The organism is Mesorhizobium sp. M0598, assembly GCF_040320865.1.
GTDB lineage: Bacteria > Pseudomonadota > Alphaproteobacteria > Rhizobiales > Rhizobiaceae > Mesorhizobium.
In genome coordinates, this window is record NZ_JAMYQL010000037.1 from 26,082 (window position 1) to 52,562 (window position 26,481).

Annotated in this window: 23 protein-coding genes; 13 read left to right on the forward strand and 10 right to left on the reverse strand. The window is 62.8% G+C overall.

What is annotated here, in order from left to right; all coding sequences use genetic code 11:
• Positions 1 to 3 precede the first annotated feature (3 nt).
• Positions 4 to 966: a homoserine kinase gene (locus NKI59_RS29630; RefSeq protein ID WP_352622963.1), complete on the forward strand. Its 963-nt coding sequence runs from the start codon at positions 4 to 6 to the stop codon at positions 964 to 966.
• The gene (gene rnhA / locus NKI59_RS29635) at positions 963 to 1,502 is read left to right on the forward strand and encodes a ribonuclease HI (protein WP_352476676.1); all 540 of its coding nucleotides are present in this window, start codon (positions 963 to 965) and stop codon (positions 1,500 to 1,502) included. The genes NKI59_RS29630 and rnhA overlap by 4 nt, the downstream gene beginning before the upstream one ends.
• Before the next feature lie 18 nt (positions 1,503 to 1,520).
• On the opposite strand, the gene NKI59_RS29640 is transcribed toward rnhA, so the two are convergent.
• From NKI59_RS29640 to NKI59_RS29650, 3 genes are all read right to left on the reverse strand, one after another.
• Entirely contained in the window at positions 1,521 to 2,000 is a 480-nt protein-coding gene (locus NKI59_RS29640; RefSeq protein ID WP_352622962.1) for a DUF2938 domain-containing protein, read from the reverse strand.
• A 147-nt stretch (positions 2,001 to 2,147) separates the two neighbouring features.
• On the reverse strand, positions 2,148 to 2,648 hold the full coding sequence (locus NKI59_RS29645) for a peroxiredoxin (protein ID WP_352622961.1): 501 nt from the start codon (positions 2,646 to 2,648) through the stop codon (positions 2,148 to 2,150).
• A gap of 83 nt (positions 2,649 to 2,731) precedes the next feature.
• Positions 2,732 to 3,538 carry a protein-disulfide reductase DsbD domain-containing protein gene (locus NKI59_RS29650; protein WP_352622960.1) on the reverse strand — a complete coding sequence of 269 codons (807 nt, stop codon included), beginning with the start codon at positions 3,536 to 3,538 and terminating at the stop codon, positions 2,732 to 2,734.
• A 147-nt stretch (positions 3,539 to 3,685) separates the two neighbouring features.
• On the opposite strand from NKI59_RS29650, the gene NKI59_RS29655 reads away from it, so the two are divergent.
• Positions 3,686 to 4,294 carry a YqgE/AlgH family protein gene (locus tag NKI59_RS29655; RefSeq protein ID WP_031211061.1) on the forward strand — a complete coding sequence of 203 codons (609 nt, stop codon included), beginning with the start codon at positions 3,686 to 3,688 and terminating at the stop codon, positions 4,292 to 4,294.
• Positions 4,295 to 4,316: 22 nt separating this feature from the next.
• Here NKI59_RS29655 and NKI59_RS29660 read toward each other — a convergent pair whose 3' ends face one another.
• Genes NKI59_RS29660 through thrC form a run of 4 tightly spaced genes read right to left on the reverse strand, consistent with a single transcriptional unit; the run spans position 4,317 to position 10,524 of the window.
• Positions 4,317 to 7,205, reverse strand: coding sequence for an EAL domain-containing protein (locus NKI59_RS29660; RefSeq protein ID WP_352708209.1), 2,889 nt, complete (start codon positions 7,203 to 7,205; stop codon positions 4,317 to 4,319).
• Positions 7,206 to 7,207: 2 nt separating this feature from the next.
• Positions 7,208 to 7,804: a GNAT family N-acetyltransferase gene (locus NKI59_RS29665; protein WP_352622958.1), complete on the reverse strand. Its 597-nt coding sequence runs from the start codon at positions 7,802 to 7,804 to the stop codon at positions 7,208 to 7,210.
• 15 nt (positions 7,805 to 7,819) lie between these two features.
• Positions 7,820 to 9,112: a M16 family metallopeptidase gene (locus NKI59_RS29670; protein WP_352456896.1), complete on the reverse strand. Its 1,293-nt coding sequence runs from the start codon at positions 9,110 to 9,112 to the stop codon at positions 7,820 to 7,822.
• 14 nt (positions 9,113 to 9,126) lie between these two features.
• The gene (gene thrC, locus NKI59_RS29675; protein WP_352622957.1) at positions 9,127 to 10,524 is read right to left on the reverse strand and encodes a threonine synthase; all 1,398 of its coding nucleotides are present in this window, start codon (positions 10,522 to 10,524) and stop codon (positions 9,127 to 9,129) included.
• A 128-nt stretch (positions 10,525 to 10,652) separates the two neighbouring features.
• Here thrC and NKI59_RS29680 point away from each other — a divergent pair, with 128 nt between their 5' ends.
• Positions 10,653 to 11,351: a hypothetical protein gene (locus NKI59_RS29680; RefSeq protein WP_352708211.1), complete on the forward strand. Its 699-nt coding sequence runs from the start codon at positions 10,653 to 10,655 to the stop codon at positions 11,349 to 11,351.
• A 38-nt stretch (positions 11,352 to 11,389) separates the two neighbouring features.
• Here the strand turns inward: NKI59_RS29680 and NKI59_RS29685 are convergent, their stop codons facing one another.
• The gene (locus NKI59_RS29685; protein WP_352708213.1) at positions 11,390 to 12,079 is read right to left on the reverse strand and encodes an HAD family hydrolase; all 690 of its coding nucleotides are present in this window, start codon (positions 12,077 to 12,079) and stop codon (positions 11,390 to 11,392) included.
• 180 nt (positions 12,080 to 12,259) lie between these two features.
• Between NKI59_RS29685 and NKI59_RS29690 the strand changes: the two genes are divergently transcribed.
• Positions 12,260 to 13,393 (forward strand): site-specific DNA-methyltransferase, encoded by a 1,134-nt coding sequence (locus tag NKI59_RS29690; RefSeq protein WP_352622954.1) that lies wholly within the window; start codon positions 12,260 to 12,262, stop codon positions 13,391 to 13,393.
• Positions 13,394 to 13,459: 66 nt separating this feature from the next.
• On the opposite strand, the gene NKI59_RS29695 is transcribed toward NKI59_RS29690, so the two are convergent.
• Together NKI59_RS29695 and mutY are read right to left on the reverse strand one after the other, a co-directional pair.
• The gene (locus tag NKI59_RS29695; RefSeq protein ID WP_352622953.1) at positions 13,460 to 14,071 is read right to left on the reverse strand and encodes an HAD family hydrolase; all 612 of its coding nucleotides are present in this window, start codon (positions 14,069 to 14,071) and stop codon (positions 13,460 to 13,462) included.
• 11 nt (positions 14,072 to 14,082) lie between these two features.
• Entirely contained in the window at positions 14,083 to 15,195 is a 1,113-nt protein-coding gene (mutY, locus tag NKI59_RS29700; RefSeq protein ID WP_352708215.1) for an A/G-specific adenine glycosylase, read from the reverse strand.
• 49 nt (positions 15,196 to 15,244) lie between these two features.
• Here mutY and NKI59_RS29705 point away from each other — a divergent pair, with 49 nt between their 5' ends.
• From NKI59_RS29705 to nadE, 8 genes are all read left to right on the forward strand, one after another.
• The gene (locus NKI59_RS29705) at positions 15,245 to 15,745 is read left to right on the forward strand and encodes a DUF721 domain-containing protein (protein ID WP_023674157.1); all 501 of its coding nucleotides are present in this window, start codon (positions 15,245 to 15,247) and stop codon (positions 15,743 to 15,745) included.
• Positions 15,746 to 15,874: 129 nt separating this feature from the next.
• The gene (locus NKI59_RS29710) at positions 15,875 to 16,597 is read left to right on the forward strand and encodes a DsbA family protein (protein WP_352622951.1); all 723 of its coding nucleotides are present in this window, start codon (positions 15,875 to 15,877) and stop codon (positions 16,595 to 16,597) included.
• A gap of 117 nt (positions 16,598 to 16,714) precedes the next feature.
• Positions 16,715 to 20,173: a chromosome segregation protein SMC gene (gene smc, locus NKI59_RS29715; RefSeq protein ID WP_352622950.1), complete on the forward strand. Its 3,459-nt coding sequence runs from the start codon at positions 16,715 to 16,717 to the stop codon at positions 20,171 to 20,173.
• Positions 20,174 to 20,282: 109 nt separating this feature from the next.
• A complete protein-coding gene (locus NKI59_RS29720; protein WP_352708216.1) occupies positions 20,283 to 21,254 on the forward strand; it encodes an NAD-dependent epimerase/dehydratase family protein in 972 nt (323 codons plus the stop codon).
• Positions 21,255 to 21,439: 185 nt separating this feature from the next.
• Positions 21,440 to 23,377 carry an asparagine synthase (glutamine-hydrolyzing) gene (asnB, locus tag NKI59_RS29725; protein WP_352622948.1) on the forward strand — a complete coding sequence of 646 codons (1,938 nt, stop codon included), beginning with the start codon at positions 21,440 to 21,442 and terminating at the stop codon, positions 23,375 to 23,377.
• 19 nt (positions 23,378 to 23,396) lie between these two features.
• Entirely contained in the window at positions 23,397 to 23,660 is a 264-nt protein-coding gene (locus tag NKI59_RS29730) for an acyl carrier protein (RefSeq protein ID WP_352449958.1), read from the forward strand.
• Between the two features lie 22 nt (positions 23,661 to 23,682).
• Positions 23,683 to 25,245, forward strand: coding sequence for a class I adenylate-forming enzyme family protein (locus NKI59_RS29735; RefSeq protein WP_352708218.1), 1,563 nt, complete (start codon positions 23,683 to 23,685; stop codon positions 25,243 to 25,245).
• Positions 25,242 to 26,249, forward strand: coding sequence for an NAD(+) synthase (gene nadE, locus NKI59_RS29740; protein ID WP_352708219.1), 1,008 nt, complete (start codon positions 25,242 to 25,244; stop codon positions 26,247 to 26,249). Before NKI59_RS29735 ends, nadE begins: the two co-directional genes overlap by 4 nt.
• Positions 26,250 to 26,481 lie beyond the last annotated feature (232 nt).

A 26,481-nucleotide genomic window follows, 5' to 3' on the forward strand; every position in this document is an offset into this window, starting at 1 on the left:
ACGATGGCGGTCTACACCGACGTCAACGAGGGCGAGCTCGGCGCATTCCTCAGGAACTATCCGGTCGGCGACCTCTTGTCCTACAAGGGCATCGCCGAAGGCACCGAAAACTCGAATTTTCTGCTGCACACCAGCAGCGGCTCCTACATACTGACGCTTTACGAGAAGCGCGTCGACAAGGCTGACCTGCCGTTCTTTCTCGGCCTTATGGCCCACCTCGCCAGAAAGGGCATTTCGTGCCCGCTCCCGGTCACCGCACATGATGGTGGTGTGATCGGAACACTTGCCGGCCGGCCGGCGGTCATCATCACCTTTCTCGAAGGCCTGTCGCTGAGGCGGCCGACGGCTGCGCATTGCGGCGAGGTCGGCAAGGCGCTGGCGGCACTGCATCTCGCCGGCGCGGATTTTCCGATGACCCGCCCCAACGCCCTTGCCATCGATGGCTGGCGCAAGCTGTGGAATGCCGCCCGCGCCCGCGCCGACGAGGTCGAGCCGGGACTGGCGGCCGAGGTCGATGCCGATTTCGCCGATTTCGAGCGGAACTGGCCGAACGGTCTGCCGCAAGGCATCATCCATGCCGATCTTTTCCCGGACAATGTGTTCTTCCTCGGCGAGAAACTGTCCGGGCTGATCGACTTCTATTTCGCCTGCAACGACCTCTACGCCTATGACGTTGCCACGTGCCTGAACGCCTGGTGCTTCGAGAAGGACTTTTCCTTCAATCTGACCAAGGGCACGGTGCTGCTTGCCGGCTACCAAAGCGTGCGGCCGTTGAGCAGTGAAGAGAAAGCTGCGCTGCCGATGCTGGCGCGCGGCTCTGCGCTGCGCTTCATGCTGACCCGGCTCTACGACTGGCTGACGGTCCCGGACGGCGGGCTGGTGATGAAACGCGACCCGACCGAGTATATCCGCCGGATGCGCTTCCACCGGGCGATCAACTCTCCTTCCGAATATGGACTGACATGACCAAGCGCGTTGAAATCTTCACCGATGGTGCCTGTTCGGGCAATCCCGGGCCTGGCGGCTGGGGCGCAATCCTGCGCTTCAACGGCGCAATCAAGGAGCTCCATGGTGGCGAGGCTCTGACCACCAACAACCGCATGGAGTTGTTGGCGGCCATCTCGGCGCTCAATGCGCTCAAGGAGCCTTGCGTCGTCGACCTTTATACCGACAGCAACTACGTCAAGGACGGCATTTTCGGCTGGATTGATGGCTGGAAACGCAACGGCTGGAAGACCGCCGCCCGGCAGCCGGTGAAGAATGCCGAGCTGTGGCAGCAGCTCGACGCGGCGCGTAACCGCCATCAGGTCACCTGGCATTGGGTCAAGGGCCATGCCGGCCATCCCGAGAACGAGCGCGCCGACGAATTGGCGCGGCTCGGCATGGCGCCATTCAAGACTAAGTCGGCGAAACCCGTGCTCGCGTCCGTGCCGCCGAAGGAAGGCACCCAGTCCAGGCAATCGGCGGCCAAGAAGGTTCGGCGCTCGACCCAGAGTTATTGATCCGGTTGAACTGGCGTGTCAGCGGATCAGAAGGGCGGTGCCGAACAGTCCGATGGCAAACACCGTATGCGACACAAGATTGAGGGCGCGGACCTGCATGGGATTGGGGCGCCTCGAAGCGGCCCAGCCGGCGCCCATGCCGGGCGCCAGCAGAAACCACCCGGCGCCGACAGTGACGATGCCGAGCATAAAAGCCGGCAGAAAGGTCGGCGCGGTGAGCCAGGCCGTTCCGGCCAGCACGACCAGCATGACGCCGTAGACAATGCCGACAGCATAATGAAAGGCCCAGCCAAGTACTGATTCATGCGCGTAGGGCGAGGCCTCGCCAATGTCGTCATGGAAGACCTTGCCTTCCCTGAGATGCCAGACCCAGCGGCCGACCAGCCCCCAGTTCGGTCGCGGTTGGGCAAAGGCCTTGTTCAGGAAAATCGCCCAGACATCCATAAGCGCGGTTGCGCCGATGCCGATCGCGACGCTGCGCCACAAGATGTCGGACATAATCGAGGTCCCCAAAAGCAAGCAGTCCCGAAGGGCCGACACATGGCCCCGAAAACCGGGTCGGCTTTCGGAAGGATCATGCGCCGATGCAAAAGTCAGCGTCCTTTGGACGTTGAGCGCTCGAAGGCGCCCTTTGCCGTCCCTGGCCTATGCTGTCGCCAGGACGGAAAGCTGTCCGAGAATGTGAGCAGCGCCGGATTCGTCGACGCCGGGCTTTGTCTCGACATTGAGCGCGGTGACCTTGCCGTCATCGACGATCATCGAAAAACGCCTCGAGCGCAGCCCCATGCCGCCGCCGGAGAGGTCGGCGTCGAGACCGACCGATTTGGCGAAATCGCCATTGCCATCGGCAAGATAAAGGATTTTGCCTTCACCGCCGCTGAAGCGGGCCCAGGCCCCCATGACGTGAACATCGTTGACCGAGACGACGGCGATAGTGTCGACGCCGCGCGCCAGGATGGCGTCGTAATTATCCAGGTAGCCCGGCAGATGATTGTTGCTGCAGGTCGGCGTGAAGGCGCCTGGAACGCCAAACAGCACGACCTTCTTTCCTGAGAATATCTCGCCCGTCGTGATCGGCCTTGCACCGTCGGCGGTCATTGTCTTGAAGGTCGCATCGGGCAGTTTATCGCCAACGGAGATCGTCATGATGGTCCTCGCTTGAGAATGGAAAGGGAGTGTCCTTGCGATAGCGAACTAAGGCGCGCCCGGCAACCGTCCAGACGTTGGCATCACGGAAAAGGCAGCAGGCCTTCGACCGCGCCAGCGGCACTTGTCAGTGTGTAGTGCAGGCCGCCATCGGTTGGCGTTGTCGACGGCCTGTCGAGGATCGGCACAGTAAAGATCAGCTTGCCATCCTTTTCGCTGCGTGCCGGGGCACCGAACATGTAGTCGCGTTCGCCGGCAACGAAGAAGTCGGCGCCCTCGGGGCTGCCCGGAAAGCTCGCTTCGACAATCAGCGTTTCGTGGTCGCCCGGCAGTACGTTTATGCCGAAATCGGGCGTTGCCGTGGCGGGCAGGGTGGCAAGGCCTGCCTTGACCAGTGCCGCGTCCTCGGCGTTGTCCGGATCGGCGCCGGGATCGACGGTCAGCCTTGTCTGCACCGGGATGCAGATAGTTTCGCAAATGCCGAGGAAGATGTCCGCATCGATGACGGCCGGCTGGCCGGGCGCGGCAAGCGTGAACGTCACCGGCAACGAAACCGGGTGGTTGTAGCCGGCCCATTTGCCATAACCGTCATCGTGGCGCTGCGGCGGCGGAAACGAAAGCGTCGCGTCGGCAATGTTGGTGCTGGCCGAGACGTCGATCTGTGGCGGCACGCCCGCATCGCCCGGATCGCGCCAATAGGTCTTCCAGCCGGGCTTCAGCGCAATGTCGAGGACGCCCTGGAGACGCCCGGCCTCATCGGCCTTGCCGCTCGTCACCAGCCGCACCCTGCCGCCTTCGCTATTGTACCAGGCCGATGAGGAGGCTGAGGCGGGGAGGCCGGTCGCCGATCCAATGGCCACGCTAAGCAGCAGGATTTTCAAGCTTTGCATGCCGGTGATTTGATCGTCCGTTGATGGCGGCACAATGATTTCATGACGCCGCCGGCATCATATTTGCGTGACCTTCGATTTACGAGCCTGATCAAATCGGGCGCCGCCCATCTTTTCGACGCCCCGGAAACGCGTTACGCTGTGGCCATGGATTTGTTGCGCCATAAAAGGACGGCCGCAGGACCCGGCTTTCTCGACGACCAGTTCCTGATTGCCATGCCCGGCATGAAGGACGACCGCTTCACGCGCTCCGTCATCTACATTTGCGCGCACAGCGACGAAGGCGCGATGGGGCTGATCATCAACCAGACGCAGCAGATGCTGTTTCCGGACCTGCTCGTGCAACTCGGCATCATGAACGAGCTGGAGGCAATTCGCCTGCCGCCGCCGGCGCGCGACTTCGTCGTGCGCAATGGCGGACCGGTGGATCGTAGCCGCGGCTTCGTTCTGCATTCGGGCGACTACCGGGTGGAATCCTCGCTCGCCGTGTCCGACGATGTCTGTCTGACCGCGACCGTCGACATATTGCGCGCCATCTCCTCCGGCCGCGGACCCCGGCGGGCTCTGATGGCGCTCGGCTATGCCGGCTGGGGTGCGGGCCAGCTTGAAAACGAGATCGTCGAGAATGGCTGGCTGACTTGCCCGGCAAGTGCCGAGCTTCTGTTCGACGCCGACATCGATCGCAAATATGACCGGATCCTCGCCTCGATCGGCATCGATCTCGCGCATCTCAGCCTAGCTGCCGGTCACGCCTGAACTCATTACGTCCTGAAACTTGTCACGCTTGGGTCAACGGATACTGTTCCTTCAGCGTCTTCAGCACCTGGTCGCCCGGCATCGGCGCGCCGAACATGAAGCTCTGCACGTATTCGCAGCCCATCTGCCGCAACTCCAGCGCATCGCTCTCGTCCGAAATGCCTTCGGCAACGACCGACAGGCCGAGCTCATGTGCCATGTTGACCATTGATTTGAGCAGCACCGCGCGTTTCGGCGTCGCGTCGTCGACGAAGCTCTTGTCGATCTTGATGGTGTCGAACGGAAAGCGCGTCAGATAGGCCAGCGATGAATAGCCGGTGCCGAAATCATCCAGCGACAGGCCGATGCCAAGCTGCTTCAGCTTGGTCAGCACATGGGCGGTCTGCTCGGGATTGTCCATCACCAGCGATTCGGTGAGTTCAAGCCGGAAGCAGCGCGGTTTCAGATTGGCCCGTGCGATCACCGAGCGGACGTCGCTGACCAGGTCGCGGCGGATGAGCTGACGGCTGGACAAATTGACCGAGACCGACAGCGGCGCATCGCCGATCTGCTTTTGCCATCCCGCCAGGTCTTCGGCAGCCTGTTGCATGGCAAACAGGCCAAGCTGCACGATCAGGCCGCAGTTTTCGGCGACCGGAATGAAATCCGCCGGCGGGATCATGCCGCGACGCGGATGGTCCCAGCGCAGCAGCGCTTCGAAGCCTGCGACGCTGCCGTCCTCCAGCCGCACGATCGGCTGGTAGGCAAGCGTGAATTCGCGTCGTTCGATGGCGCGGCGCAGATCGGACTCGAACTGCAGCCGGTCGGTGCCGACGGTGCGGAAGGCGGGACGGAATGGCTCGATCCGGTCGCCGCCGAAGCGCTTGGCCTGATGCATGGCAAGCTCGGCATCCTTGACCATGTCCTCGGCCGAGGTCTGCGTGGCGGTCCAGGTGATCAGCCCGATCGAGGCCGTCAGCACGATCTCGCGCTTGGCGAAGGTGATCGGGTTGTTGATGGCGTGCTTGATGGCATCGGCAATGCCCGCGATGCGGGCCGGATCCTGCTCCGACAAAAGCATCAGCGCGAACTGGTCGCCGGCAAAGCGCGACAGCGAATCCTTCGGCTTGAGCAGTCGGTGCAGCCGCCGCGCGATAGTCAAAAGGATGGTATCGCCGGCCGAGATGCCGAGCCCGTCATTGACCTGCTTGAACCGGTCTATGTCGATGACGAAGACGGTCGGGCGCACCTTCTCTTCGGTGCGGGCAATCGAAATGATCGCCTCCAGCCGGTTCATGAACAGCTCGCGGTTGGGCAGGCCGGTCAGATTGTCGTGCACGGCGTCGTGCAGCAGCCGTTCCTCGGATTTCTTCTGCTCCGTCACGTCGACCATGGTGCCGACGCAGCGGATGACCTCGCCGTCCGAGCCGATCACCGGCCGGGCGCGCAATGAAAACCAGTGATAGTGCCCGTCGGCGCCGCGCAGGCGGAAGTTTTGCGACACCCGGCCGCGCCGGTGCTCGAGCACCACGTCGAGTGTCGTGCGAAACGTGTCGCGGTCGTCGGCATGCAGCACCGGCAGCCAGTTGCGGGCAGGGCCGCCGAGGCTGTTGGGGGCAAGACCGAGCTGAATGCTGACGTCGGGACGAGTGACGACGCGGTCGCGCAGCACGTCCCAGTCCCACACAGTATCGCCAGATCCGGCAACCGCCAGCGCCTGCCGCTCGAGATCGGAGAACAGGCCCTGATGCAGCGCGCCGCCGGCAAAAGCGTGCTGCATCACGGTGAAGCCGATCAGCAGGATGATGAGGATCAGCCCACCGCCCAGCGCCGGCTGGGCGATATCGTTGTCCAGCATGCCGGTGATTGCCATCCACGATCCGCATAGCCAGAGCAGAACCATCACCCAACTGGGCACCAGCATGATCGCGCGGTCGTAACCGCGGATACCGAGGAAGATGATCAGGCCGAGCCCGGTCAGCGCGGTGGCGGCGAAGGACAGCCTGGCAATGCCGGCGGCAACCGCCGGATCGATGATGGCGACACCGGCGATCAGCACCAGCCCGAGGATCCAGACCAGTGCGCCGTAGCTGAAATGGCCGTGCCACCGGTTGAGGTTGAGATAGGCAAACAGGAACACCACGAAGGTCGCCCCAAGCGCCACCTCCGTTCCGGCGCGCCACATCTGCTCGTTGCCCGGTGAGATTTCTATGATCTTGTTGAGAAAGCCGAAATCGACGCAGATATAGGCAAGCACCGCCCACGCTAGGGCCGCCGTTGCCGGGAACATCGATGTCCCCTTGACGACGAAAAGAATGGTCAGGAACAGCGCCAGCAGGCCGGCAATGCCGATGACGATGCCACGAAACAGCGTGTAGGAATTGACCGAATCCTTGTAGGATTCAGGGTCCCACAGATAGACCTGCGGCAGCTTGGGCGAGGCGAGCTCGGCGATGAAGGTAATCACCGTTCCGGGGTTCAACGTCACCCGGAACACGTCGGCGTCGGGGCTGGTCTGACGGTCGAGCGCAAAGCCTTCGCTGGGCGTGATCGCAGCGATACGGGTCGAGCCGAGATCCGGCCAGAACAGGCCGGAATTCACCAGCCGGAAATGCGGTGCGACAATCAGCCTGTCGAGCTGCTGGTCGGTGGTATTGGCCAGCGCGAACACCGCCCAGTCACCGGTCGAGCGCGCATCATTTGCCTCGACCTCGATGCGCCGTACGATGCCGTCCGAGCCGGGTGCCGTCGAGACCTGGAAATTCTCGCCCTGGTTCCGGTAGATCAAGACGGCCCCCGAAAGATCGAGCGCAACGTCGTCGCGGGCGATCTTGATCGGTTCTACGGCAAACGCCGAGGATGCCGCGCAGAGCGTGACGATTGCCGCCAGCATAAAGGCAAGCAGCGACCCGTTGCGCAGAAAATTCGTCAAAATCAGCCCTTTGTTCCAACGCCCGGCGGATCGTCCGCGATTCGGGCGTATAGGTAATGGTCCTGCCAGATGCCATTGATCCTGAGATAGGATCGTAGCAGTCCTTCGCGCCGGAATCCGGCTTTTTCAAGCACGCGGATCGACCGGGCGTTATCGGGGATACAGGCAGCTTCGATCCGGTGCAATCGCAGCGTTTCGAAGGCGAAACGCGTCACCACTTTGACGGTATCGGTCATCAGGCCGCGTCCGCTGAAGCGCTCGCCGATCCAATAGCCGATATGGCCGCTTTGGGCGACCCCGTGGCGGATATTGCCGAGGGTGATACCGCCGGCAAGCTTGCCGCTGCTTTTCTCGAAGATGAAGAAGGCGATCGCCGTCCCCTGCGCGTAGTCCTCGCGGTAGCGCCCGATACGATGCCGCCACGCCGTGCGGTCGAGTTCGTCAGGGGTCCATCGCGGCTCCCACGGCTCAAGAAAAGCGCGGCTTTCACTGCGCAGCACCGACCACTCGCGATAGTCGTTGGTCAGCGGTACGCGCAGCGTGACAAGCTCGCCCTTCAGTGCCGGCAGGTCGCGGCGAAAGAAAGGGAGCGCGAACACGACGCCCGAATAGGCTTAGACGGCAAGCTTACGGGCAGTGGTCTGCGTGCCCGAAAGCGAATCGAGGATTGCCTCATAGGGCGCGAGCGTACCCACCGGCCCGACGGCTGTAAGCGTCGGCTTGGTCGAAAAAAGCCGGGACGACAGATCCGTCAGCCGCTCGACAGTCAACGCCGCCAGCCGCTCCATCAGCTCTTCCTTGGCGATCGGCCTGCCGAACAGAAGCAACTGCCTGGCGATCTGCGAGGCGCGGCTGGCCGGGCTCTCGGCCGACATGATGAGCCCGGCGCGGTATTGGGCACGCGCGCGGTCAAGCTCCTCCTGCAGGATGTTTTCACCGGCCTTTTGCAGCTCGTCGATGATCACAGGCACCAGCTCGGCAATATCGCTTTGTCCGGTCGCCGCATGGACCCCGAAGACGCCGGTGTCGGAAAAACCCCAATGGAAGGCATAGACCGAATAGCACAGGCCGCGTTTTTCGCGGACTTCCTGGAAAAGTCGCGACGACATGCCGCCGCCCAGGATCATCGACAGGACCTGGGAGGCATAGAAATCGCGGACGTGATAGGCGCGGCCCTCGAAACCCAGCACGATCTGCGCGTCCATCAGGTCGCGGTCCTCGCGAAAATCGCCGCCGACATATTGCGCATATTGCGGGACGGTGCCGTCGGCCTTGCCGCGGAAGCCGCCGAGACGCTTTTCGACCTCGCGCACGAAATCGTCGTGCTTGATATCGCCGGCCGCCACCATCACCATGTTCTCGGCGCCGTACTGTCGTTCGATGAAGTCGTGCAGCTGCTTCGAAGTGAAGGATTTGACGGTTTCCGGCGTGCCAAGAATCGAGCGGCCGATAGTCTGGTGGCGGAAGGCGGTCTCGGTAAAGTGATCGAAAACGACGTCGTCGGGCGTATCGTGCGCGGCGCCGATCTCCTGCAGAATCACATGCTGCTCTCGTTCCAACTCCTGCGGATCGAATTCGGATTCCTGCAGGATGTCGGAAAGGATATCGACGGCCAGCGGCACGTCGTCGCTCAGAACCCTTGCATAATAGGAGGTCGTCTCGACGCTGGTGGCGGCATTGATCTCGCCGCCGACGTCCTCGATCTCCGAGGCAATCTCGAAGGCGCTTCGCCGCCTGGTGCCCTTGAAAGCCATGTGCTCGAGCAAGTGCGCCATTCCGTGCTCTTCGTCACGCTCGTTGCGTGCGCCCGACTTGACCCAGGCGCCAAGGGCAACAGATTCGAGGCTTGGAAGGGTTTCGGTGGCGACTGTCAGGCCGTTCGACAGACGGCTTACCTCAACACCCATATGGCAATTACTCCCTAACGCGCCGCCCGCGTGTGGCGGCCGAGATAATCTTCCACCATTTTCAGGTCGGATGGAAGTACCGTGTATTTTTCCTCGGCGCTCATCAACCCGCCTAGCCATGCAGGCAGGGCAGGCGACACGCCGCTGGCGGCTTCGACGGCGGCAGGAAACTTTGCCGGGTGCGCAGTGCCCAGCACCACCATCGGCACCTCACCCGCGGCCTTGCCGGCGGCCACATGCACGGCCGCGGCCGTATGCGGGTCGAGCAGATAGCCGCTCGCCGCAAGTGTGGTGCGGATGGTGGCGGCGACCTCGTCCATGGTGGCGCGGCCGGCGTCGAATTCGGAGCGGATCTTGGCGATTTCGCCGGCCTCGATGGTGAAGGCGCCGGACTGCTTGAGCCCGTTCGTGTAGCGCCGCACGGTCGAGGCATCGCGGCCGGACGCTTCGAACAGCAAGCGTTCGAAGTTCGAAGACACCTGGATGTCCATCGAGGGCGACGTGGTCGAAAAGACCCCCTTCATGCGGTATTCGCCGGTCGCCAGCGTGCGCGCCAGAATATCGTTGTCGTTGGTGGCGATGATCAGCCGTTCGATCGGCAGCCCCATCTTCTTGGCGGCATAGCCGGCGAAGATGTCGCCGAAATTGCCGGTCGGCACGGTGAAGGAAACCGGCCTGTCGGGCGCGCCGAGCGACAGCGCGGAGGAGAAATAATAGACGATCTGGGCCATGATGCGGGCCCAGTTGATCGAGTTGACGCCGGACAGCGATACCCGGTCGCGAAAACCGTGGTCGTTGAACATGTCCTTTACCAGGCCCTGGCAGTCGTCGAAATTGCCTTCGATCGCCAACGCATGGACGTTTGCGGCGGTCGAGGTCGTAATCTGCCGCTGCTGTACCGGCGAGACGCGGCCGTGCGGGAAAAGCACGAAGATGTCGGTGCGGTTGCGCCCGGCAAAGGCATCGATGGCTGCCCCTCCGGTGTCGCCGGAGGTGGCACCGACAATGGTGGCGCGCTGGTCGCGCTCGGCCAGCACATGGTCCATCAGCCGCGCAAGAAGCTGCATCGCCACGTCCTTGAACGCGAGCGTCGGGCCGTGGAACAGCTCGAGCACGAAGCTGTTGGGCCCGGTCTGCACCAGCGGGCAGACGGCCTCATGGCGGAAGGTCGCATAGGCTTCGCGCACCAGCCGTTCGAACACCGGCGCCGCGATCTCGCCGCCGAGGAACGGCGACAGCACACGGATGGCAAGATCGGGATAGGCAAGGCCGCGCATGGCGCGGATCTCGGCTGCGGAAAAATGCGGCCAGGCGCTCGGCAGGTAGAGCCCGCCGTCGCGCGCCAGTCCGGCCAGCACAGCGTCGGAAAATCCAAGCGCGGGCGCTTCCCCGCGGGTACTCACATATTGCATCGTCACGTTTCCATTGCTGCCGGGAATTTTCGCCCGCCGCGAGGTGGTGGATTTCTGCGCAGGCTCAGTCGCATTTTTGCCGCGCGGTTGATATACGTCACCGGCTTTGCGAGAGGGAAGTGCAGTTCATGGCGTTTCATTCATTCAACGGTCGTTTTGTCGCGGGTCTGGCGCTCGCCGGCTTTATGCTTGCCGCCGCAGGTTGCCAATCGAGCGACAATGGAATTCTCGGCTTCGGCAAAAAGGATGCGACACCGCCACCGCCACCCGAACCCAAGGTGCTTTCCAGCCAGCTGCAGGCCTATTGCCCGAAAGTGACGTTGCGGGACGGCACCGCCTTCTTCAATACCTACGCCAAGAGCGGTCCGAAGCCGAAGAAAAAAACCGATGTTGGCGCCGAGGAAGCCGCCCAGCCGGCAGCGGACGCGGCTGGCGCCGATCAGCCGGACGATTCCGCCAAGATCATCTATCAGGCCTCGATCACCGATGTGACCCGCGACTGCAGCCGCGCCAACGGCTCCTTGTCGATGAAGATAGCCGTCGCCGGCAAGGTCGTGCCTGGCCCGATGTTCACCCCCGGGACCATCACCATGCCGATCCGCATCGCGGTGATGCACGGCACCGAAGTTCTCTATTCGCAGCTTCACTCCTATCAGGTCCAGGTTACCGATCCTTCGAGTGCCACGCAGTTCGTCTTCACCGATTCCAACGTCGTCGTTCCGGAGCCGACGGCGAAGGACTACCAGGCATATGCCGGGTATGACGAGGGCGCTCCGAAAGTAGCGACAGACAAGCCGAGGAAGAAGAAAGCCGCCGCGACCAACTAAGCCGCTGCATTCGCGCCACGGCGGTTGGAGGCGGCCTCTCAGGCGTCCGCCGACCATTCCGACAGCGCGGCGATCACGCTTTTCAGTTCCGCCCAGCGGCGGATGACCGTTTCCGCGCCGGCCTCGGTCAGCGCATCGGCGTGGCCGGGATAGCTGTGCGCCGCGCCGGTGAAGCCGATGACGCGCATTCCCGCCGTCTTGGCGCCGGTGACGCCATGCACCGAATCCTCGATGACAAAGGTGTTCGGAGGATCGGCCTTGAGCTTTTCCGCGGCGAACCGAAACACGTCCGGCGCCGGCTTGGATTTCCCGGTCGGGGTTTCCAGCGAGGAAAAGATACGGCCGGCAAAGAACGGCAAAAGCTGCACCTTCTCCAGCATGAATTCGATTCGCTCCGAACGCGAATTCGAACAGACGCAGCGCGGCACTGCTACCGCGGCGACAGCCTCGAGCGCCCCGTCGATGGCACGCACGTCGCTGCGCAGACGGCGATCGACCAGCTGTTCCTCCTTGTCGATCAGCGAGGCCTGGAACGGGATCCGGGACTTTTCCTCGACCCGCATCATGATGTCCTTGAAAGTCAACCCGGCATAGACCTCGGAAATCTCCTCGGCCGATATCTCGTAGCCGGCCGAGGTCAACAGCTCGGCATCGATCCGCGCGGCGATGATTTCGGAATCGACGAGCACGCCGTCGCAATCGAAGATGACAAGGTCTGGCTGGGGCATGGTGATCCGGAAAGCGGGATGAGGGGAATGCCGAGGGCCCTTTGGTCCAAACGGCTCAGGCGGCGCGGCATACACCAACAGGCCGGGCTTCGCAAATTCGGCGGGCTGCTTCACTGAATATTTACGCTGATCGGTAACCATAACGGACAGTAAACAGTAACGCGTGCCTTGGGTGTCACAATGTCTGCCGTGCGTCTTCTCGACGAGCTTTCCGATGCTCCCCAGCAATCCGAGTGGCTGGATACGATCCTGAAGGGCGACTGCGTCGCCGCGCTCGAACGGCTGCCGGAAAAGTCGATCGACGTGATCTTCGCCGATCCGCCCTATAATTTGCAGCTCGATGGCGATCTGCACCGGCCCGACCAATCCAAGGTCGATGCCGTCGACGACCATTGGGACCAGTTCGACAGTTTTGAGGCCTACGACGCCTTCACCCGCGCCTGGCTGCTGGCGGCGCGCCGTGTGTTGAAGCCCAACGGCACGATCTGGGTTATCGGCTCCTACCACAATATTTTCCGGGTCGGGGCAAAGATGCAGGACCTGGGTTTCTGGATCCTCAATGACGTCGTCTGGCGCAAGACCAATCCAATGCCTAATTTCCGTGGCCGCCGTTTCCAGAACGCGCATGAGACGATGATCTGGGCATCGCGCGACCAGAAGGGCAAGGGCTACACTTTCAACTACGAGGCGCTGAAGGCATCGAACGACGACGTCCAGATGCGCTCGGACTGGCTGTTTCCGATCTGCACCGGCGGCGAGCGCCTGAAGAACGACAATGGTGACAAATTGCATCCGACGCAGAAGCCGGAAGCGTTGCTTGCCCGCGTCATGACGGCATCGACCAGGCCGGGCGACATCGTGCTCGACCCGTTCTTCGGCTCAGGTACCACCGGGGCTGTCGCCAAGCGGCTTGGCCGCCACTTCGTCGGCATCGAGCGCGAACAAACCTATATTGATGCCGCCATGGAACGTATCGATGCGGTCCGGCCGCTGGAAGGCGCCAATTTGACGGTACTGACCGGCAAGCGGGCTGAGCCGCGCGTCGCCTTCGTCACGCTTCTCGACAATGGCTTGGTGGCGCCAGGCGCCACGCTCTACGACGCCAAGAAGCGCTGGGCGGCAAAAGTGCGCGCCGATGGCACGCTGGCCATCGGCGACAGGGCCGGGTCGATCCACAAGATCGGCGCCGAGGTGCAGGGGCTGGACGCCTGCAACGGATGGACCTTCTGGCATTATGAGCGCAGCGGCGGCCTGACCCCGATCGACGAGCTTCGCCGCATTGCTCGGCTAGGCATGGAGCGGGCGGGCGCCTGACGGCTTCCGAGTTGCGACAGATCGGTTAATGCGAAGGCTCAACCAACTCCTGTAACCGAATTCAAATCACGCTTTGATCCCCAGACGTTCAAGGTCCGCCCTGAGCGTCTTGGCATCGGTGAACAGCACCGACTGCCAGCCCGCCGCCTTGGCGCCGTCGACGTTCTTCTGGCTGTCGTCGATGAACAGCGTCGCTGACGGTTCGAGGCTGAACGCGGCGACGTGGTGGTCATAGATGGCGCGATCCGGCTTGATCTGGCGGATGTCGCCGGAAACGGTGACGCCGCGCGGCCGATTGAGGAAATCGAAGCGCTCGCGGGCCTCGGCGAGCGTATCCGCAGCGAAATTGGTGAGCATCGTCACGTCATGGCCGCTGTCGATCAGGCCGATCATGATGGCGACGCTGTCCTCATAGGCGTGAGGCACCATCTCGTGCCAGTGCCGGCGGAAATTGCGGATATTTTCGGCGTGCTCGGGATATTGCGCGATCGCCAGCGCTTCGGCCTCTTCCCAACTGCGGCCGCGATCCTGCTCGATGTTCCAATCATGCGTGCAGACATTGTCGAAGAACCATTTCCGTTCGTCGGGATCGGGGATCAAGCGACTGAAGGGCAGGTCCGGATCATAGTGGATCAGCACTTTGCCGATGTCGAAAACGATGTGGCGGATTTCAGTCATTCTTCTCTCTTTCAACGCGGCCGCTGCTTTTTCGTCGCGCCCGGTATCGCCGCTTCGATTACCTTTTTCATGACGCTCGGCAGCGCTTCCCCGGAAATTTCATGCGCCAGCGACCAGAAATGCCCGGCGGGGGCGACGCTGTCGGTGTCCGCCTTGAACACGTAGAGTTCAAGCGCAAAATGAGTAAAGACATGGCCGATGCGTCCGGCCCGCCGCCAGTCGCCGGGGAACGGGGCTGCCGCTTCCGTGGTGGCGCCGTCTATGCGCGCCGTCCAGCCGGTCGTCGGCACCTCAGTCATGCCGCCGAGCAGGCCTTTGTCCGCGCGCTTGCGCAGAAGGATGGCGCCGTCGCGCCTGACGGCAACGAAGGCGGCACCGCGGCGTAAGGGTCTTTCGGCCTTGGGCAGGCGGACCGGAAAGCGTTCGGGGTCGCCCGAGGTCGTGGCGCTGCAGTCCTCGTGAACGGGGCACAGCGTGCAGCGGGGCCGGCGCGGCGTGCAGATCGTCGCGCCCAGGTCCATCATCGCCTGCGCGAAGTCGCCGGGCCTTGTCGGGGGAACCATGCGTTCGACCTGGCCGCGTATCTCGCCCTTGGCTTCGCCCAGCGGCGTGGCGATCGAAAACAGCCGTGAGACGACCCGTTCGACATTGCCGTCGACGACCGCGGCTGGTCGGTCGAAGGCGATCGCTGCGATCGCCGCCGCCGTATAGGCGCCGATGCCGGGCAGTTCCTTCAAGCCGGACTCGCTGTCCGGAAAGCGGCCGCCTTGCCGCGCGACGAGATCGGCACAGGCTTTGAGGTTACGGGCGCGGGAATAATAGCCGAGCCCGGCCCAGGCCTTCATGACGTCTTCGGTCGGTGCCGCCGCCAGCGCCTGGACCGTTGGCCATTTCTGCACGAACGCCCGGAAATAGGATTTTACCGCCTCGACCGTGGTTTGCTGCAGCATCACCTCCGAAAGCCAGACCAGATAGGGATCGGGCCGCGCCCCGCCCGCCAGCGTGCGCGGCGAAACGCGCCAGGGCAGGTCGCGGTGATGCGCGTCGTACCAGCCAAGCAGCCGGGAGGCGATCTCGACATTGTCTCCGGATACGGCCTTGCGGGTCTGGTCGAGCAGTGCCATTGATCGAGGGTCGGCCCTAATCCATCGGTGCTGAAGCTGGAGAACGCACATGGCAGGGAAAAGGCCCTTCGGCAATCCCGTTCCGGTGAGCGATCTCGCAACCGAGATCCTCGACCCGGTGCTGCGCAAGCGGGCCGGTATGTCGATCGGACTGGTCCAGTCATGGGAAGAAATTGCCGGGCCGCGGCTTGCCGGCCGCTCGCGCCCGGAAAAGATCCAGTGGCCGCGCCGCATGCATGAGGACGATCCTTTCGAACCGGCGGTGCTGGTGATTGCCTGCGAGGGTGTAGCGGCACTGCATCTGCAGCACGAGACCGGCGAGATCATCAACCGGGTCAATGCCTTCCTCGGTTTCAATGCGATCGGCCGGATCAGGATCGTGCAGAAGCCGGTAATGGCGGGCAAGGACAAGCCGAAACCCAGTTTGCGGCCGCTGACTGCGGCCGAGAAAGCGAAGCTGTCGGGCACCGTTGGTTTGATCGAGGACGGCGGGCTGCGCGCCTCGCTGGAGCGGCTTGGCGCCACCATTCTCGGTCAAAAGAAACCGTGATCTCGCGCTATCGTGATGGTATGCCCCGATATGGCGATTGGAATAGGGACGGTAATGCCTTAATTCCCGCCAACTCTCGCTTTTTGTAGACTTTCCATTGCAAAATCCAACTATTGCCAGGTGATTCGTATGATCCGTTCCTTGTCCCGCAGAAACCTTTTGACTTCGCTGGCCGCAATACCAGCGGTGGCGCTGCTTGCCGCCTGCAGCGACTCGGGCGAGAAAGCCGAGGCGCAGGATGTGAAGCCTGCGGCTCCGGAACCTGCGAAGCCGGCCGCTCCGGCCGCCGCGGCGCCGGAGGCTCAGGGCACGGTCGATATGGCGGCACTGCTGAAGCCCGGCGCATTGCCCGACATGCAGCTCGGCAAGGACGATGCAAAGGTCACTATCGTCGAATATGCATCGATGACCTGCCCGCATTGCGCGCATTTCGCCGAGACCACTTTTCCGGAGCTGAAGACGAAATATATCGACACCGGCAAGGCCCGTTACATACTGCGCGAGTTTCCGTTCGATCCCAGCGCCGAGGCCGGTTTCATGCTGGCGCGCTGCTCCAAGGACAACTATTTCCCGATGGTCGACGTGCTGTTCAGGCAGCAGGCGAACTGGGTTGGTGTGAACAATACCAAGGACGCGCTGCTGCAAATCGCCAAGCTTGCCGGTTTTACACAGGAGTCCTTCGAGGCCTGCTTGACGGACCAGAAACTTCTGGACGATGTGAGATCTGTCCAGAAGCGCGGCGCCGACGAATTCAAGGTCGATTCCACACCGACCTTTTTCATCAACGGAAAGACCTACAAAGGGGCGATGTCGATTGCGGAAATGTCGGCCATCATCGACCCTCTGCTCTGACGTTTCGGCAGCGCCGAAGCGGCGTAGCTTCGGCGTGCGCACTACTTTGTCTTGCCGCGGGTTCTCCTTGCAAAACAGCGGCACAGTTTTGCGAAACTTGGCTATGGGCCGGCGCGAATGAAGTTCTCGCGCCTTCGCCTCCTCGGCTTCAAATCCTTCGTCGAACCCGGCGAGTTCGTCATCGAACGCGGTCTGACCGGCATCGTCGGGCCGAACGGCTGCGGCAAGTCGAACCTGGTCGAGGCGCTGCGCTGGGTCATGGGCGAAAGCTCCTACAAGAACATGCGTGCGTCCGGCATGGACGACGTCATCTTTTCCGGCTCGGGAACGCGTCCGGCCCGCAACACCGCCGAAGTCACGCTGTTCCTCGACAATAGCAACCGCACCGCGCCGTCCGCCTTCAACGACGCCGATGAGTTGCAGGTCTCGCGCCGCATCGAGCGCGAGGCCGGCTCGCTCTACCGCATCAACGGCAAGGAGGCTCGCGCCAAGGACGTTCAGCTGCTGTTCGCTGACCAGTCGACCGGCGCCCGCTCGCCCTCGATGGTCGGCCAGGGCCGCATCGGCGAGCTGATCCAGGCAAAGCCGCAGGCGCGCCGCGCGCTGCTGGAGGAGGCGGCCGGCATTTCCGGCTTGCACACACGGCGCCACGAAGCCGAGCTGCGGCTGAAGGCGGCGGAACAGAACCTCGAAAGGCTTGACGACGTCGTCGGCGAGCTGGAGGGTCAGATCGAAAGCCTGAAACGCCAGGCCCGCCAGGCCTCGCGCTTCAAGAACCTGTCGGCCGACATCCGCAAGGCCGAAGCGACGCTGCTGCATCTGCGCTGGACGCTGGCCAAGACGCAGGAAGGCGAAGCGCGTTCGGCGCTGGCGATTGCCACCGCGCTGGTCGGCGACCGTGCCGCCGCCCAGATGGCTGCCGCCAGGGAACAAGGCATCAACGCCCACCGGCTGCCGGACCTGCGCGATGCGGAAGCCGCTGCCGCCGCCGCCTTCCAGCGTCTATCGATCGCCAAGGCGCAGATCGAGGAAGAGGCAGGCCGCATCCGCGCCCGCCAGGCTGAGCTCGACCGCCGACTGCAACAGCTCGATGGCGACCTTGCCCGCGAGGAGCGCATGGTCCGCGACAATGCGGATATCCTCGAACGCCTCGCCGCCGAAGAAGCCGCGCTCAACGCCGAAAACGCCGGCGCCGCCGAGCGCGAGGCCAGCACCCGCGCGGCTTTCGAGCAGGCGGCATCGACGCTTGCCTCGAGCGAGGCCAGGCTCGCCGCGCTGACCGCCGAACGGGCGGAGGCTGCCGCCTCGCGCAACCAGATCGAACGGACGCTGCGCGAGACCGCTGAGCGCCGCGACCGCTTTGCCCGCCAGCTTGCCGATGTCGACCGCGAACTGTCGGAGATCGTCTCCAGGGTCGCCGGCCTGCCCGATCCCGCCGAGAAGCGGCTACTGGTCGATCAGGCGCTGGCGCTGCTCGAAAAGGCCGAGGCAGCCGCCATTGCCGCCGAACAGGCGGTCGCCGAGGCGCGTGCAGACGAAAGCGCTGCCCGCCCACCGGTTCAGGACGCAAAGGCCGAGCTGGCGCGGATCGAAACCGAGGCCCGCACGCTGGCCAAGATCCTCAACGCCGCCAGCGGCGATCTATTTCCCTCAGTGCTGGAGCAGATCAGCGTCGAGCGTGGCTACGAGACGGCGCTGGGTGCCGCGCTTGGCGAAGATCTCGACGTGCCGCTCGACCGCAGTGCGCCGGTGCATTGGGGCCAGAGCGAAATCCAGCCTGCCGACGCCGCATTGCCCGAAGGCATAAAGAGCCTCGCCAGCGTTGTGCGTGCGCCGGCACAGCTGGCCCGCAGGCTGGCCCAGATCGGCATTGTCGAAGCCGCCGACGGAAGACGGCTGCAGACGCTGCTTGCTCCCGGTCAACGGCTGGTCAGCCGCGAAGGCGCGCTCTGGCGTTGGGACGGCTTCACCGCCAGCGCCGATGCCCCGACCGCCGCCGCGCAGCGGCTGGCGCAGAAAAACCGGCTGGCCGAGCTCGATGCCGAAGCAGTCCATGCCACGCGCACCCTGCGCGAAGCTGAACAAGCCCTTGCCCAGGCCGAACAGGCGCTTGCCCAGGCGAGCGAGGCCGAACGCAACGCCCGACAGGCCGGGCGCGACGCCCAGCACGGGCTCGACGCTGCCCGCAATACGCTGGCCGAGGCCGAAAAAGCCGGCGGCGAGCTGTCGAGCCGGCGTGCAGCACTTGACGAGGCGCGCGCACGCATTGTCGACAGCCATGAGGAAACGGCGGCGGCATTCGTCGAGGCGGAAATGCTGCTGCAGGACGCGCCCGATCTCGGCGATCTGCAATTGCAGCTCGAGCAGTCGGCCGCCAACGTCGCCCGCGACCGCGCCGCCCTTGCCGATGCGCGTGCCGTTCACGAGGGCCTGAGGCGGGAAGCCGAGGCACGTGCGCGCCGGCTCGACGCCATCAGCGTTGAACGGCGCAACTGGGTCGAGCGCGCCGAAAACGCCTCGACGCAGATCGCGGCGCTCGGCGAACGCAAGGCAGAGGCCGAGGCCGAGCGCGAGCAACTGGCCGACGCCCCCGACGAGATCGACGCCAAGCGGCGCGCCCTGCTGTCGCAGCTCGCCGAGGCCGAAAGCTTGCGCAAGGCGGCGGGCGACCGTTTGCAGGAAGCGGAGAACCGCCAGTCCGAGCTGGACAAGGCTGCGACTGCTGCCATCCAGTCGCTGGCCGAGGCGCGCGAATCCCGCGTTCGCGCCGAAGAGCGGCTGACCGCCGCCGACGAGCGTCGGCTGGAAGTCGAGGCGCGCATCCAGGAAACGCTGAACACGCCGCCGCATCTGGTGATCCGCCACACCGGCCTCGAATCCGACAGCCCGATGCCCGAAATGGCCGAGATCGAGCGTCAGCTCGACCGGCTGAAGGTCGAACGCGAACGGCTCGGTGCCGTCAATCTGCGCGCCGAGGAGGAGCAGAAGGAACTGTCGGACCGGCTGGAGACCATCGTCTCCGAGCGCGACGACATCATCGAGGCGATCCGCAAGCTGCGGCAGGCGATCCATAGCCTGAACCGCGAAGGTCGCGAGCGGCTGCTCGCCGCCTTCGAGGTGGTCAACGGCCATTTTCAACGGCTGTTTTCGCATCTGTTCGGCGGCGGCACCGCCGAGCTGCAACTGATCGAGTCCGACGATCCGCTCGAAGCGGGGCTCGAGATCCTGGCGCGCCCGCCCGGCAAGAAGCCGCAGACGATGACGCTGCTGTCCGGCGGCGAGCAGGCGTTGACGGCGATGTCGCTGATCTTCGCCGTGTTCCTGACCAACCCGGCGCCGATCTGCGTGCTCGACGAAGTCGACGCGCCGCTCGACGACCACAATGTCGAGCGTTTCTGCAATCTGATGGACGAAATGGCCGCAACCACCGAAACGCGCTTCGTCATCATCACACACAACCCGATCACCATGGCGCGCATGGACCGGCTGTTTGGGGTGACCATGGCCGAGCAAGGCGTCAGCCAGCTGGTGTCGGTTGACCTGCAGGCAGCCGAAGCCATGCGCGAGGCAAGCTGACGCATCAGCTTAATGGTGGTCTCCACCTCGGCTTTCGACTATAGCACGACAAAATGGGACGGATCTGCCGCTTCAGATACCGGCCCGGCTATGCGCGTGGAGAAGCTTGTTGCCTATACTTGTCACCGGAGCCGCGGGGTTCATTGGCAGCCACGTTTGCCACCATCTGCTCGACCGGGGAGAAGCGGTCGTCGGCGTCGACAACATGAACGACTATTACGACCTGGCGCTCAAAAAGGGGCGGCTTGCCCGCCTTCTGCCCCATAAGGATTTTTCGTTCCACCAGATCGATATTGCCGAACAGGGCGCGCTTGCAGCCGCTTTGGCCGGGCAAGGCATCGTTAGGATCGTGCACCTTGCAGCGCAGGCGGGCGTGCGCCACTCACTCGACAATCCGCGGCTCTATATCCGCTCCAATGTCATGGGCCACCTCGAAGTGCTCGAATTCTGTCGCGCCGAACCGGCATTCGAGCATCTGGTCTATGCCTCGTCGAGCTCGGTGTATGGCGGCAACCGCAGCGTGCCGTTCAGCGAAGCCGATCAGGTCGACAAGCCCGTTTCGCTTTACGCTGCCACCAAGAAAACCGATGAGTTGATGAGCCACACCTACGCCCATCTGTTCGGCATACCGCAGACCGGCCTGCGGTTTTTCACGGTCTACGGTCCCTGGGGCCGTCCCGACATGGCCTATTGGATGTTCACGCAGGCGATGCTCGAGGGCAAGCCGATCCGAATCTTCAACAATGGCGAAATGTGGCGCGATTTCACCTACATAGACGATGTTGTGAAGGCGGTTGTCGCCGTGCTCGACAAGCCGCCGTCGGCTGACATTCCGCCGAACAGGCTCTACAATGTCGGCAACAACCGGCCGGTACGGCTGGGCGACTTCATCGACATTCTGGAAAGGCTGCTCAAGGTCAAGGCAATCCGCCACAACGAGCCGATGCAGGCGAGCGACGTCGAGAAGACTTACGCCGACATGACCGCGCTGGAGCGGGATTTCGGCTTCAGGCCTAGCGTTTCGATAGAGGACGGGCTGAAGAAGTTTGTTGACTGGTACCGGCCGTACTCGAAGCAGTGATTTGCATCGCTCGCCGTGACGCCTTCAAGCGTGACACCTGGAGTGGGGCGCAAGTCGGTCCGCAAAAGCATCGTTTTGTCCTAACATCCTGTTAACCACATGCTTGCTGAAAAGTATCCGATTAACCTTTGAGGCGCTTATGACCGCTATGTTTCGTGGCTTGCTGTTCAGTATGAGCTGTGTGGATGTGCGGATTCGGGGGCTATTTCGGTTCAGTCCGGGATGCGGAAGCTTTGCTTGCGCGCATGACGTCTGCGATCGCCCATCGCGGGCCGGATGAACAAGGGAAATTCGTAGCGCCCGATGCTGGACTTGGGCATGCGCGGCTGTCGGTGATTGGAATTGGTGATGGCCAGCAGCCGATGTCCGACGAAACCGGCAATTTGACGATTGCGTTCAACGGCGAGATCTTCAACTACGTGGAATTGCGCGAAGGGCTGCTGGCCAAAGGTCGACGCTTCCGCACGTCGAGCGATACCGAAGTTCTCCTGCAGCTGTATGACGAGATGGGCGAAGACTGCCTGTCGCTCCTGAACGGTGATTTCGCCTTCGCGATTTGGGATAACCGGCGGCGGCGGATGGTGCTTGCAAGAGACCGCATGGGTGTTCGGCCGCTGTTCTACACCAGCAAGGACGGGGTGCTCTACTTTGCGTCGGAGATAAAGGCCCTGCTGAAGATACCCGGCGTCTCGGCCGAAATCGATCCGATTGCACTCGACCAGATCTTTACGCTGTGGGCACCGATCGCTCCACGCACGGCTTTCCGCAACATCCACGAGCTGGAGCCGGCAAGCGTGATGATCGCGACACAGGGGCAAGTCACGGTCAAACCATATTGGCACCTAGACTACCCGTATCCGGATACGCCATCGAAGATCACCAATGAGGACGACGCGGCCGAGGAACTGCAGGCCCTGTTGACCGACGCGGTGAGGCTTCGCATGCGCGCCGACGTGCCGGTCGGTTCTTACCTTTCGGGCGGGCTCGATTCATCCCTCGTTTCGGCACTCGCGGCCGGCATGACTCCTCTTAAGCTGCAGACATTTTCCGTGACGTTCGACAGCGCCGAGCATGACGAAAGCGCCTTCCAGACCGAAATGGCGTCAGCACTTGGCACGCGCCATCGAACCATTGCGTGTCGTGCCGGCGATATCGCCGGTGTGTTTCCCGAAGTCATCCGCTTTACCGAGCGGCCGATCATCCGCACGGCCCCGGCCCCCCTATATCAACTGTCCGGCCTCGTTCGCCAGGCCGGTTTGAAAGTGGTGCTGACAGGCGAAGGCGCCGACGAGGTCTTTGCCGGTTATGATGTCTTCAAGGAAGCGCGGGTTCGCCGTTTCTGCGCGCGACAGCCGGCATCGCGCATAAGGCCACAACTGTTCCGCAAGCTTTATCCCTATCTGCCGGGCCTGCAACAGCAGTCCGTGGAGTACCTGGCTGCGTTCTTCGGAACCGGTAGCGCTGCCCTGGACGATCCGCTGTTCTCGCATCGGCCGCGTTTCAAGACCACATCAGCGGCGAAGATGTTCTTTTCCGGTGACCTGCGCGCGACATTGAAGGGGTATGACGCAGCCGAGGACCTGGCCAGCCGGTTGCCTGAGGCATTTTCCCGGTGGCATCCGCTGCATCAGGCGCAATATCTCGAAACCCGCTTTCTCCTGCCAGGCTACATCCTCTCCAGCCAGGGCGATCGCATGGCCATGGCGCACGGTATCGAAGGGCGTTTCCCCTTCCTTGACCATCGCTTGGTAGAGTTTGCGGCCAGACTTCCGCCGGAGATGAAGCTGAAGGGACTGGTGGAAAAACACATATTGCGCAAAGCTGCCAAGCACCTGCTTCCGACGGCCATCCGCGAGCGCACCAAACAGCCTTACCGGGCACCGGAAGCCCGCTCCTTCGTTGGAGCGGGAGAACTGGACTACGTACGCGATTCACTGAGCGAGGCGAGCATCGCCGCCGGAGGACTATTCAACGCCAAGGCGGTGGCGAACCTGCACGAGAAATGCCGCTTGCAGCCAGCGTCCGGATTCCGCGACAATGCGGCTTTCGTCGGCATTTTGTCGACGCAACTGTGGCAGAAGATTTTCACTGGCGAAAAGGTCGGTGCAGCACGAGCGGCCTGAGAAATCGAGGGAATGAAAAATCATGGTAGCAATCAAGGACAAGGTCAAAACCTTTATCGTCGACAACTTCCTGTTCGGGGACACGTCCTACGAGCTTGCAGACTCCGTATCACTGATCGAGAACGGCATCATCGACTCGACGGCCGTGTTGGAGCTCGTGGCATTCATAGAGGATGATTTCGGCATAGCGATGGTCGATGCCGACATCGTACCGGCCAATCTGGATTCGATTGACCGCATCTCAGCCTTCATCAAGGCAAAGGCAGAAGCGCTGGCAGCGTAGGCGCCATCGGCGAGGAGGGTCCGTGCGGATCGAACATTTTCTGACGGCGAAGGCCGCTGCCCATCCAGCCAAAACGGCATTGATCACCGAGCACAAAAGGCTGTGCTATGAAGAGCTGGACGATCTTTCGAGCCGTCTGGCCGCCGCCCTTTTCATGAATGGCGTCAGTCGCGACGACCGGGTCCTGATCTTCATGGACAATTGCTGGGAGGCTGCGGTTTCGATTTTCGCAGTTCTTAAAGCAGGCGCGACTTTCAGTCCGATCAATGCATCCACCAAGGCCGAAAAGCTGGCCTACATCATCGCCGATTGCGACGCAGCTGCGATCCTCACGCAAGCAAAACTGATGCCCGTGGTCGCCGAGGCGTGCGGATCGTCCGGCAAGACGTCCTCCGGCAAGACCGGCATCTTCGTGGCCTCCACCGTTGCTGCCGATAACCAATGCCCGGCAGGGGCCACATCCCTGGCGGATTGCTTGACGCTCCAAGCCAGGGAGATTGACCACCGCGGCGTTGACGTCGATCTTGCGATGTTGATCTACACCTCGGGCTCGACCGGCCGGCCCAAGGGCGTGATGATGACGCACCGCAATTGTGACGCGGCGGCCGACTCCATCACCACCTACCTGCGCAACTCGCCCGACGACATCATCTTGAATGTTCTGCCCCTCGCTTTCGACTACGGCCTCTATCAGTTGCTGATGGCTGTCAGGCTCGGCGCCACGCTCGTGCTCGAGAAGTCCTTCGCTTTTCCCCAGGCGGTCTTTGAACGCATCCGCCAGGAAGGCGTCACCGGGCTTCCGCTCGTGCCCACGATGGCAGCGATGATCCTGCAGATGCGTGATCTGGCGCCGGGCTTCCTGCCCAGCCTTCGCTATATTTCCAACACGGCGGCTGCCTTGCCGACGGCTCACATAGAACGCTTGCGGTTCCTTTTTCCCGGAGTCAGGCTCTATTCGATGTATGGCCTGACGGAATGCAAGCGCTGCACCTATCTGCCGCCCGAGGAGCTCGACCGCCGGCCGGGGTCGGTCGGAATAGCCATTCCAAACACCGAAGCCTTTATCGTCGACGACCACGGGCAACGAGTGCCGCCGGGCATAGCAGGTGAATTGGTCATTCGCGGGCCGCACGTCATGCAGGGTTATTGGCGAAACGAAGCTGCGACGAAACAAACCCTGCGCCCAGGCCCGAACCCTTGGGAGAAGGTTCTCTACACCGGCGATCTGTTCAGGGCCGATGAGGACGGCTTTCTCTATTTCGTCGGCCGCAAGGACGACATCATAAAGACACGGGGAGAGAAGGTGGCGCCCAAGGAAGTGGAAGCCGTGCTTCACGCTCATCCGGGCATCGCGGAAGCGGTTGTCTTCGGCGTGCCGGATCCTGTGCTTGGGCATGCGATCGGCGCATGTGTCGTACGGTCCGACCCAGCGCTTGGCGAAAAAGATGTCGTTCGTCACTGTGCACGTCATCTTGAGGACTTCATGGTGCCCAAGATCGTCGAGTTTCGCCGCGAGCTGCCCAAGACGGATACCGGCAAGGTCAGCCGTCGGCTTGCGGCAGAGATGATGGAGGCCGCGCAATGAATGTTCGCCCGACCGAGGACGCGCGGACCTTTGTGGCGAAGGCTCTGGCGATCGACCCAGCCGCTGAAACGGACCGTATCGTAACGGCCTTGCGCCAGCAGTTGCGCGAGCTCCGCAAGCGGGGCCTTGTGCTCGGTCTTTCGGGCGGGATCGATTCGAGCGTGTCGGTCGCGTTGGCCGCACGTGCCGTCGGTCCGCGGAATGTGCTTTGCCTGTTCATGCCGGAAAGCGATTCTGATCCCGAAAGCCTGCGGCTCGGCCGCCTCGTCGCCGAAACTTTTGGTGTCGAGGCTGTGACGGAGGATATCGGGCCGGCCTTGCGCGCGATGGGCTGCTACCAGCGCCGCGACGCCTTCATCCGCGAATTGGTCCCGGAATACGGCGAAGGCTGGGCCTCGAAGATCGTGATCGCGAACGCGCTCGAGGGCCAAGGCTATAATATCTCGTCGCTGGTGGTGCAGGATCCCGAAGGCAAGCAGACGAAACTGAGAATGCCGTTGCCTGTCTATCTCGGCGTCGTCGCCGCTACCAATATGAAGCAGCGCACCCGCAAGCAGATCGAATACTATCATGCTGATCGTCTGAACTTCGCCGTTCTTGGAACACCGAACCGGCTGGAATATGATCAGGGATTCTTCGTGAAGAACGGTGACGGCGCCGCGGACGTGAAGCCGATCGCCCACCTCTATAAAACGCAGGTCTATGCGCTGGCGCCCCATCTCGGTGTTCCGGAGGAAATCCGGAACCGGCCGCCGACCACCGATACCTACTCGCTGGCGCAGACACAGGAGGAGTTCTATTTCTCGCTTCCATATGACCGTATGGATATTTGCCTTTACGGTCTCAACAACGGCATGGCGGCCGAAGTGGTGGGGCAGGCGGCGGGGTTGGCCGCCTCACAAGTGGAACGCGTCTGGGCCGATATCATCGCCAAGCGCAAGGCGACGCGTTATCTGCACCAGCGTCCGCAACTCGTCGAGGAAGTCGAAGAACTCGGTACCTGACCTGCTTCGACCGGCCACGTCCCAAAAAGCGCCTTAGGGTCAAAACTCAATCAGCAGGCTGCCGCCAATGGCCGAGATGGGCGGGAAGTTGCCGTTCGTCTCATCTGCCAGACGAGCACGTTGCGCCAATGAACGAACCCGCTCGCGGGAGGGGCGCGGGGTTTGAGGCGTGAGCTTCGTTGGCAGCGTCGGTGAGGCTTTAATCGATCAGGGGTGACGGACGGCCATCGGC